The sequence below is a fragment of the Pseudomonas sp. GM48 genome (assembly GCF_000282335.1).
In the GTDB taxonomy this organism is placed as follows: Bacteria; Pseudomonadota; Gammaproteobacteria; order Pseudomonadales; family Pseudomonadaceae; genus Aquipseudomonas.
On sequence record NZ_AKJM01000065.1, the window covers coordinates 1 to 9,401 of the forward strand.

Annotated in this window: 12 protein-coding genes; 5 read left to right on the forward strand and 7 right to left on the reverse strand. The window is 60.7% G+C overall.

Annotated elements, in window-relative coordinates; genetic code table 11:
• The 4 genes from PMI28_RS16405 to PMI28_RS16390 form a co-directional block, all read left to right on the forward strand.
• Positions 1 to 637 (forward strand): PA5502 family lipoprotein (locus PMI28_RS16405; protein ID WP_007986162.1); only part of this gene is annotated, 637 nt, incomplete at its 5' end.
• Between the two features lie 316 nt (positions 638 to 953).
• The gene (locus PMI28_RS16400; RefSeq protein ID WP_007986164.1) at positions 954 to 1,961 is read left to right on the forward strand and encodes a methionine ABC transporter ATP-binding protein; all 1,008 of its coding nucleotides are present in this window, start codon (positions 954 to 956) and stop codon (positions 1,959 to 1,961) included.
• Positions 1,961 to 2,635: a methionine ABC transporter permease gene (locus PMI28_RS16395; protein WP_007986166.1), complete on the forward strand. Its 675-nt coding sequence runs from the start codon at positions 1,961 to 1,963 to the stop codon at positions 2,633 to 2,635. The genes PMI28_RS16400 and PMI28_RS16395 overlap by 1 nt, the downstream gene beginning before the upstream one ends.
• A 60-nt stretch (positions 2,636 to 2,695) precedes the next feature.
• Positions 2,696 to 3,466, forward strand: a complete 771-nt coding sequence (locus PMI28_RS16390) for a MetQ/NlpA family ABC transporter substrate-binding protein (protein ID WP_007986168.1) — start codon at positions 2,696 to 2,698, stop codon at positions 3,464 to 3,466.
• A gap of 174 nt (positions 3,467 to 3,640) precedes the next feature.
• Here PMI28_RS16390 and PMI28_RS16385 read toward each other — a convergent pair whose 3' ends face one another.
• Genes PMI28_RS16385 through PMI28_RS16365 form a run of 5 tightly spaced genes read right to left on the reverse strand, consistent with a single transcriptional unit; the run spans position 3,641 to position 7,540 of the window.
• Positions 3,641 to 4,276 carry an SCO family protein gene (locus PMI28_RS16385; RefSeq protein WP_007986170.1) on the reverse strand — a complete coding sequence of 212 codons (636 nt, stop codon included), beginning with the start codon at positions 4,274 to 4,276 and terminating at the stop codon, positions 3,641 to 3,643.
• Entirely contained in the window at positions 4,273 to 5,172 is a 900-nt protein-coding gene (gene cyoE / locus PMI28_RS16380) for a heme o synthase (protein WP_007986172.1), read from the reverse strand. The genes PMI28_RS16385 and cyoE overlap by 4 nt, the downstream gene beginning before the upstream one ends.
• Positions 5,160 to 6,230 (reverse strand): COX15/CtaA family protein, encoded by a 1,071-nt coding sequence (locus PMI28_RS16375; protein ID WP_007986174.1) that lies wholly within the window; start codon positions 6,228 to 6,230, stop codon positions 5,160 to 5,162. The genes cyoE and PMI28_RS16375 overlap by 13 nt, the downstream gene beginning before the upstream one ends.
• 10 nt (positions 6,231 to 6,240) lie before the next feature.
• Positions 6,241 to 6,834, reverse strand: a complete 594-nt coding sequence (locus tag PMI28_RS16370; RefSeq protein WP_007986176.1) for a hypothetical protein — start codon at positions 6,832 to 6,834, stop codon at positions 6,241 to 6,243.
• Positions 6,800 to 7,540, reverse strand: a complete 741-nt coding sequence (locus PMI28_RS16365; protein ID WP_007986177.1) for an SURF1 family protein — start codon at positions 7,538 to 7,540, stop codon at positions 6,800 to 6,802. The genes PMI28_RS16370 and PMI28_RS16365 overlap by 35 nt, the downstream gene beginning before the upstream one ends.
• Before the next feature lie 71 nt (positions 7,541 to 7,611).
• Here PMI28_RS16365 and PMI28_RS16360 point away from each other — a divergent pair, with 71 nt between their 5' ends.
• Complete coding sequence (locus tag PMI28_RS16360; protein ID WP_007969817.1) at positions 7,612 to 7,815, forward strand: twin transmembrane helix small protein; 204 nt, start codon at positions 7,612 to 7,614, stop codon at positions 7,813 to 7,815.
• An 81-nt stretch (positions 7,816 to 7,896) separates the two neighbouring features.
• On the opposite strand, the gene PMI28_RS16355 is transcribed toward PMI28_RS16360, so the two are convergent.
• Complete coding sequence (locus PMI28_RS16355; RefSeq protein WP_007986180.1) at positions 7,897 to 8,784, reverse strand: cytochrome c oxidase subunit 3; 888 nt, start codon at positions 8,782 to 8,784, stop codon at positions 7,897 to 7,899.
• 25 nt (positions 8,785 to 8,809) lie between these two features.
• Complete coding sequence (locus tag PMI28_RS16350) at positions 8,810 to 9,361, reverse strand: cytochrome c oxidase assembly protein (protein WP_007986182.1); 552 nt, start codon at positions 9,359 to 9,361, stop codon at positions 8,810 to 8,812.
• Positions 9,362 to 9,401 lie beyond the last annotated feature (40 nt).

Below are 9,401 nucleotides of genomic sequence, written 5' to 3' on the forward strand. Positions count from 1 at the left end.
GGCCACCGAGGCCGCCGATGCACGGGCCGCGGCCATCGTACAGCTGGAACAAAACATCGCCAGCGATGAACTGGCCACCGCCGAAGACCAATTGGCAGCCTTGCAGGCCGAATCGCCCAACGATGCTTCCCTTGAGCAATACCAGCGGCAACTGGCCGAAGCGTACCTGCGCCGCAGCCAGATCGTGCTGCAAAAGGGTGACGTGGATGCCGCCGCGACCGCCCTGAGCCGTGCCCGCTCGTTGATGCCCAAGGCACCGGCACTGACAGGCGGAGTCAACGGCTCGATTGCCCAGGCGCGCAAGGCCGAGCTGGAAAAAGCCGAAGCCGCCCTCAAGGCTGCCGAAGCCAAGCCAAAAGCCAAGGTCATCGATCTGACGGCTGAAAGCACCACGGTCGCGCTGAACATCAACGACATGGGCAAACTGCGTCGCCAACTGGATGCGATCGCCGCCGATGTGGTGAATTTTCAGTGCGACGTGAGCATTCAGGCGCCGCGCACCAACGATTACCCTTGGCTGGCTAATTTGCTGACCAAACGGGTGAACAAGCTCGATCCTGAGTTTGATCTGAAGCTGGAACGGCAGATTCTGCGCAGTGTTCCGGCGCAGATGGTCCTGAGCCCGCGTAAACCCTGAAAAGCTTCGCGGGCAAGCCCGCTCCCACAATGTCCGAGTTAGCCACAACGTAAGTGACCAACCCGCAACCCTGTGGGAGCGGGCTTGCCCGCGAAGGCGTCCTCTCTGGCAGTAAAGCTCTCAGGCCGGAATCGCCTTGGCCCTCGCCTCCCTTTCCAAAATTCAGCCGTTCCTTTTTTCTGACCTTTGATCGCGTTATTGCCAAATGACAGGACAAATGCGAAATAAATGCTAAGAACCTCTATACGGACAGGCTAAAATGCGCGCCCCGGCTAACCGCTGATCCTTTTCTAACGCGCCCCACAAGGTTCGCTACGTGATCGAGTTTCAAAACGTCCACAAAACTTACCGCGTCGCCGGTAAGGAAATCCCCGCCCTGCATCCGACCAGTCTGACGATTGAGAACGGCCAGGTTTTCGGCTTGATCGGTCATTCCGGCGCAGGAAAAAGTACCCTGCTGCGTCTGATCAATCGCCTGGAAAACGCCAGTGGCGGCAAGATCACCGTCGACGGTGAAGAAGTCACCGCCCTCGATGCCAACGGCCTGCGCCGCTTCCGTCAGCAGGTCGGGATGATTTTCCAGCACTTCAACCTGCTGGCCTCCAAGACCGTGGCCGACAACGTCGCGCTGCCCCTGACCCTGGCCGGCGAGCTGTCGCGCAGCGAAATCGATTCGCGCGTGGCCGAGTTGCTGGCGCGGGTCGGTTTGTCCGACCACGCGAAAAAGTACCCGGCGCAATTGTCCGGCGGGCAAAAGCAGCGTGTGGGCATTGCCCGCGCCCTGGCGACCAAGCCAAAAATCTTGCTGTGCGACGAAGCCACCAGCGCCCTCGACCCGCAGACCACCGCATCGGTCCTGCAATTGCTGGCCGAGATCAATCGTGAGCTGAAACTGACCATCGTGTTGATCACCCACGAGATGGACGTGATCCGCCGGGTCTGCGACCAGGTCGCGGTGATGGATGCCGGCGTGATCGTCGAGCAAGGCTCGGTGGCCGAGGTGTTCCTGCATCCGAAGCACCCGACCACCAAGCGCTTCGTGCAGGAAGACGAGCAGATCGACGAAAGCGAACAACGTGACGATTTCGCTCACGTGCCGGGGCGCATCCTGCGTCTGACCTTCCAGGGCGAAGCGACCTACGCGCCGTTGCTGGGCACCGTCGCCCGGGAAACCGGCGTGGACTACAGCATCCTGGCCGGTCGTATCGACCGCATCAAAGACATCCCTTACGGGCAACTGACCCTGGCTGTCACTGGCGGTGACATGGAAGCGGCCTTTGCCCGCTTCACCGCGGCCGACGTCCACATGGAGGTGCTGCGCTAATGGAAGCCCTGACAAGTTTCTTCGCCAATATCGACTGGCTCGAAATCTGGCTGGCCACTGGCGACACCCTGCTGATGCTCGGCGGTTCGCTGTTGTTCACCGTGCTGCTCGGCTTGCCGCTGGGTGTGCTGCTGTTCCTGTGCAGTCCGCGCCAGTTGCTGGAAGCCAAAGGCGTCTACGCGATGTTGTCGCTGGTGGTGAACATTCTGCGCTCACTGCCGTTCATCATCCTGTTGATCGTGATGATTCCGTTCACCGTGTTGATCACCGGCACATCCCTGGGTGTCGCGGGGGCGATCCCGCCGCTGGTAGTGGGTGCCACGCCGTTCTTCGCCCGTCTGGTGGAAACCGCCCTGCGTGAAGTGGATCGCGGCATCATCGAAGCGACCCAGGCAATGGGCGCGACCACGCGGCAGATCATCACCAACGCGTTGTTGCCGGAGGCGCGTCCGGGCATCTTCGCAGCGATTACGGTGACAGCCATTACACTGGTGTCCTACACGGCGATGGCCGGTGTCGTGGGTGCCGGTGGTCTGGGCGACCTGGCGATTCGCTTCGGTTACCAGCGTTTCCAGACCGATGTGATGGTCGTGACAGTGGTATTGCTGCTGGTATTGGTCCAGGTGCTGCAAACCTTCGGCGACAAACTGGTCGTCCACTTTTCCCGTAAGTAAGACATGAGCCGGCCATTCGCTGGCAGGCGCCAAACGGGCGCCTCACAAGGAGTTAGCTGAATGAAAAAACTACTCGTGGCCTTCGCGGCCGTTGCTGCGTTCTCTGCCCACGCTGAAACCCTGACCGTCGCGGCCACCCCGGTACCACACGCCGAGATCCTCGAATTCGTGAAACCGGCCCTGGCTAAAGAAGGCGTGGAACTGAAGGTCAAAGTCTTCACCGACTACATCCAGCCGAACGTACAGGTCGCGGAAAAGCGCCTGGACGCCAACTTCTTCCAGCACCAGCCGTACCTGGATGAGTTCAACAAGGCCAAGGGCACCAATCTGGTTTCCGTGGCCGGCGTGCATCTGGAACCCCTGGGCGCTTACTCCAGCAAGTACAAGACCCTCGCTGAACTGCCTGGCGGCGCCAACGTGGTCATCCCGAACGACGCCACCAACGGCGGCCGTGCGTTGTTGCTGCTGGCCAAGGCCGGCGTGATCAAGTTGAAGGATTCGCACAACATCCTGTCGACTGTGAAGGACATCACCGAGAACACCAAGGACCTGAAAATCCGTGAGCTGGAAGCCGCCACCATCCCGCGCGTGCTGACCCAGGTCGACCTGGCGCTGATCAACACCAACTACGCGCTGGAAGCCAAGCTCGATCCGGCCAAAGATGCGCTGGTGATTGAAGGCAGCGACTCGCCGTACGTGAACATCCTGGTTGCCCGTTCGGACGACAAGGACAGCGAAGCGATGAAGAAACTGGTTACTGCCCTGCACAGCCCGGAAGTGAAAGCGTTCATTCTCGAGAAGTACAAAGGCGCGGTCGTGCCGGCGTTCTGATTGAACTGCTGAAACGAAACAGGGGACGCCAAGTGCGTCCCCTTTTTTGTGCCTTTGAAATATAGGCCCCTGTGGGAGCGGGCTTGCTCGCGAAAGCGGTGTGTCAGCCACTATCAATGTCGGCTGAACCACCGCCTTCGCGAGCAAGCCCGCTCCCACAGGGTTTTGTGTCACTTAGTTGCGCTTGAGCATCACCGGCAACTGCGCCACCAGCTTCGCATTATTCAACGGCGCCCGAATAAACCCGCGCTGCGTGCCGTCCGGCCCGAGCACCGCAAGGTTGCCGCTGTGGTCGACGGTGTAGTTCGGCTTGTTGGTGTCCGCCGGAATGAATGGAATGCTCACCGCGTTGGCGACCTTTTGCAGCTCATCGGTCGACGCCGGGGTCAGGCCAATGAACTGCGGGTCGAAGTAGCCCAGGTACTGTTTGAGCTGCTTGGGTGTGTCGCGATTGGGGTCGATGCTGACCAGCACGATTTGCAGTTTATCCACGGCTTCTGGCGGCAACTCGCTCTTGATCTGCCGCAGTTGGGCGAGGGTGGTCGGGCAAATGTCCGGGCAGAAGGTATAGCCGAAGAACAGCAGGCTCCACTTGCCTTTCAACTCATTGATCATGACCGGCTGGCCGTCCTGATTGGTCATCGTCACGTCCGGCAGATTACGGCTCTGCGGCAGCAAAATGATGCCGGCGTCGATCAGCGCCGTAGGATCACCCTGGTTTTTCCCGGACAGTACCTTGTTGACGGTCAGGCCCAGGATCAGCGCGATCAGGGCGACGAGAATGAAGACGGTTTTCTGGGTTCGAGTCATAGGATCAACAGTAAGTAGTGGTCTACAAGCAGGGCGATAAACAGCAGGAACAAGTAGTAAATAGAGTACTTGAACGTGCCGATCGCCGCATGCGGCCGAGTGCCACGGTACAACACCACGGCCCATTGCAGAAATCGCCCGCCCAGCCCGAGTGCGCACACCAGGTAGAGCGTGCCGCTCATGTGGATCACATAAGGCATCAGGCTGACGGCGAGCAGCGCGAAGGTATAAAGCAGGATATGAATCTTGGTGTAGTGTTCGCCGTGGGTGACGGGCAGCATCGGGATGTCGGCCTTGGCGTATTCCTCCTTGCGGTGAATCGCCAGTGCCCAGAAATGCGGCGGGGTCCAGGCGAAGATGATCAGCACCAGCAGCAGCGGTTCGGCGCTGACGTGACCGGTGGCGGCAGTCCAGCCGAGCAATGGCGGCGCGGCACCGGCCAGACCACCGATGACGATGTTCTGCGGAGTCGCGCGCTTGAGGAATCCGGTGTAGATCACCGCATAGCCGAGCAACGAGGCGAGGGTCAGCCACGCGGTCAGCGGGTTGGTAAACGCCAGCAGCATGGCTTGCCCGAGGGCTGCCAAAACCAGTGCGAACGTCAGCGCGGCGGTCGGCGAAACCCGGCCTTCGGCGAGCGGCCGTTTGTGGGTGCGCGCCATGATCGCGTCGATGCGCCGGTCCACCACATGATTGACCGCCGCCGCGCCACCGGCACACAGGGCGATGCCCAGGTTGCCGAAGATCAGCACCGTCCACGGCACCCCGGCGCGGGTTGCGAGGAACATCCCCACCAGTGAAGTGATGAGCATCAGCACCACGACTTTGGGTTTGGTCAGTTCCAGGTAGTCACGCCAGATCGCCTGACTGGGACGTTCGCCGATCAGAATCGCCATGGCATTTCTCCTTTTATTGTTATGGGCCCGGCTGAGTGTTTACGCGGGCTGAAGTGCCAGCGCGCTTGCTTGACCCGGACCAGACTGGTTCGGGCGTGATAATTGACCAGTACCATGGTCAGCAACAGCGCGGCGCCGCCGGCGTTATGTGCAACGGCCAGCGGCAGCGGCAGATGAAACAGCACGTTGCTGATGCCCAGGGCGATTTGTGCGCCAAGGGCGATCAGCACCAGGCCTGCCAGACGCGTCATGCCGACCGCCTTCAATTGCCAGGCCAGACCAAGCAATACCAGGGTGACCAGCAACGCGCCGATGCGATGGGTCAGGTGAATCGCCGTACGGGCGTCGCTGTCCAGTTGCCCGCCCAGATAGTTCGGGCCGATGTGTTGGGTCAGGTGAAAGCCATTAGCGAAGTCCATGGGCGGCAACCACTGGCCGTGACAGGTCGGGAAGTCGATGCAGGCCACGGCGGCATAGTTGGAACTGACCCAGCCACCGAGGGCGATTTGCCCGATCACCAGCAGCAGCCCCGCCGTCGCCCAGTACTGCAAACGTCGTGGCACGGTCAGCGCCGGCAATACGCCGGACAGGCGCAAGGTCAACAGAAACAACAGGCTCAAGGTCGCGAAGCCGCCAAGTAAATGCCCGGTGACCACCTGCGGCCAGAGTTTGAGCGTTACCGTCCACATGCCGAACGCGGCTTGGCCAAGGACCACCGCCAGCAGGAACAACGGCAGCTTCACCGGTTGCCCCGGATGGCGGCGATGCACCCACGCACGACCGGCCAACACCGCGATCAACATCCCCAGCGTGCCGGCGAAGTAGCGGTGGATCATCTCGTTCCAGCCCTTGTGGGCCTCGACCGGAGCGTCCGGGAAATGCAATTCGGCATGGGCCAGCTGGGCTTCGCTTTTCGGTACGCTGATGAAGCCGTAGCAGCCAGGCCAGTCCGGGCAGCCGAGGCCGGCGTGGGTCAGGCGGGTGTAGGCGCCCAGCAACACCACAATCAGTGCCAGCAAAGTGGCAAACAACGCGAGGCGAAATCCAGGTTTGGCCATGACGATGCCCTTATCCGATGTTCGACAGTTTCAGCAGGTGACGCAGATCGTTGAGCAGGTCCTTGCCCTTCACCGACGGGTCGTAGCGCAGCACCAGATTGCCGTGAGGGTCGATGATCCACAGGTGCGGCGCGTCATTGCTCTGAGCGCCTTTAATGTAGGTTGGCAAGTCCAGTGAATAGCGTTGCAACTGCGGGTACTCGCGTTGAAGTTTAGTCTCGTAATCGCTGTTCAGCGTCTGCGCGGCGGCCAATGCATGGCTGGCGCGGGACGCATCGCGGCCGAGGCTGATCTGGATTTGCCGCGCCAGATACACCAGTTGCTGGCAGTCCACCGCGCAATCCTTGGGCGCCGTCACCAGAATCTGCCAGCGATCGTCCTGCGCCTGCACGCCAATATCGGCGCGGGTCTGGCCGTTGCCGATCAGTTCGCCGTGATAACTGCGGCCCTCAGGCACCCAGAAATTCAGCTTGTACATGCCGGTGGCGAGGATCATCGGACCGATCACCCCGAAAAGTATCAGCAGCAGTTGCAAGCGGCCCTTGCGCCGGTTCACCGACGGTTTCGCCTCAGACATGCTGGGTGGATTCATGGCCGCTCCCATGGTGTTTCTCCTTTGCGTTGTGCCAGCCGAGATACAGATAAAGACCGAACAGGGCGATCGCCATGGCGAACCACTGCACGGCATAAGCGATGTGTTTTTCCGGGCCCGTGGCGACCACCGGCCAGTCGGCCTGATAAGTGGCAGGGCCGGTTTCGGCGCGCAGCTCAAAGGCAAAGCCGTCACGGTTCAGCGCACGCCATAGTTTGCCCGGGGCGACGGCTGTCACCAGTTGTGGCCAGGTGGTGCTGTCGGGATCGGCATGCAACTGAAAAGTGGCGCCGGGGGAAACGTAAACCCAGGCATCGAGACTGACGGCTTGCGCAGGTGTAGTGAATTGCGGCGGCGTGCGCCGGTCCGGCCAGGGCAGCCAGCCGCGATTGACCAGCAGCCAGAGCCCGGTCGCCCGGTCCTGGAACGGCTGCAGCAGTTCGACCCCGACCTTGCCGTCGCGTTGACGGTTATCCAGTAGCAGGCTGTGGGCGGCATCGAATTCGCCATGCAGGCGCACCCGGCGGAAGGCAGGATCCTGGGTGTGTTGCAGCTCGATGCTGAGCATCGGCTCGGCGGCCCGGCGCTCGGCGTAGGTTTGCAGCAGTGCGCTTTTCTCCGCGCCCCGGCTCAATTGCCAGAACCCCAGGGAAACCAGCAACGGCAGCAACAGCGCCACCACCAGCGTTGGCACGATACCCGGCCGAAAACGCTTCATGGCATCGCCAGAAAGTCGGTCATCGCGATAGCTATACTCAAATGCATCGCTTGTCCCCCCGGAGTCTCACCATGCTCAAAGCAGCCATCGTCCTGATGCTGATTGCCACGGTTGTCAGCCTGTTCAGCGGCCTGTTTTTTCTGGTCAAGGACGACAGCCGCTCAAACCGCCTCGTCATTGCCTTGAGTGTGCGTGTCACGCTGGCCGCCATTACCCTCGGTCTGATCACCTGGGGCTTTTTCAGCGGCCAGCTGGTTTCTCATGCCCCCTGGTAGCCGTGTAGGAGCCAGCTTGCTGGCGATGGTGTGTCAGACACGTTGATTTCGACTGACACACCTTCGCGAGCAAGCTCGCTCCTACAGTACGTAGACGAAAACGAACAGTCCGATCCACACCACATCCACGAAGTGCCAGTACCAGCTCGCCGCTTCGAAGCCGAACTGGTGATCGATGTCGAAGTGCCCGCGCATGATCCGCATCAGCATCACAAACAGGATGATGGTGCCGATGGTCACGTGGGCACCGTGGAACCCGGTGAGCATGAAGAACGTCGCGCCGTAGATGCCCGAACCCAGGGTCAGGCCCAGCTCGTGGTAGGCGTGCATGTACTCTTCAGCCTGGAAAGTGAGAAACCCGCAGCCCAGTAATACGGTAAGCGCCAGCCACAATTTCAGTGCGCCGCGATGGCCCTTTTTCAGGGCATGGTGGGCGATGGTCACCGTGACGCTGGAGCTCACCAGCAACACGGTATTGAGCAGCGGCAGGCCCCAGGGGCTGATGACTTCCTTGGGAGGCGGGAACAGTTTCGAGTCGGGGTTGCTCAGCAGCGGCCAGGTGAACTGGAAGTTCGGCCACAGCATGTGCGCGATACCTTTGGCGCCGTCACCGCCGAGGGCCGGGCCGGAGATGTTACGCACATAAAACAGTGCACCGAAGAAGGCGATGAAGAACATCACCTCCGAGAAAATGAACCAACTCATGCCCCAGCGAAACGAGCGATCCATTTGCGCGCTGTACAGACCGCCGCGACTTTCCTTGATCACGGTGCCAAACCAGCCGAACAGCATGTAGGCCAGCAGCAACCCACCGACGAAAAAGATCAGCGGCCCGTGGGATTCCGGGCGTGCCGCTTTCAGATCGTTGAACCAGGTGGCCAGGCCGTACACGGTGGTGACCATGCCGAGCGTGGCGATGATCGGCCACTTGCTCTGGGCGGGAACGTAATAATGTTCATGAGTTGCCATTTATTGTTCTCCTTATCGGGCACGCTCAGCCGCCAGTGTTTACAGCTACCGGTGGATGTCGGGCGGTGATATCGAACAGCGTGTAAGACAGCGTCAGGTGCTTCACATCCTTGGGCATGTCACGGTCAACGATGAAACGTACCGGCATCTCGATCCGTTGACCGGGCTGCAGCACTTGCTGGGTAAAGCAGAAACATTCGGTCTTGTGGAAGTACGCCGCCGCCGCGCTGGGCGCGATGCTTGGCACTGCCTGGGCGCTCATCGGGCGGTCGGTGGGGTTATGCGCAATGAAGATCATCTCGTTCACTGCCCCAGGGTTGGCCGTCAGTTCCTCGCCCTTGGGATAGAAATCCCAGGGCATGTCGGCGGTGTTGGTCGACAGAAACTGCACGCGCACCTGCCGCGAGGTGTCGACCGTCTGCTCACCCTCATACTGCCCGGCGGTCTTGCCATTGATGCCGAAGGCTTTGCACATCACGTCGTAGATCGGCACCAGCGCAAACCCGAACACGAACATCGCCCCCACAACCAGCAACAGGCGGGTAACCAGTTTCCTCAACGAAATCGAGTCAGCCATGATTTCGAACCTCTACGCCAACCCCTGTAGGAGCGAGCTT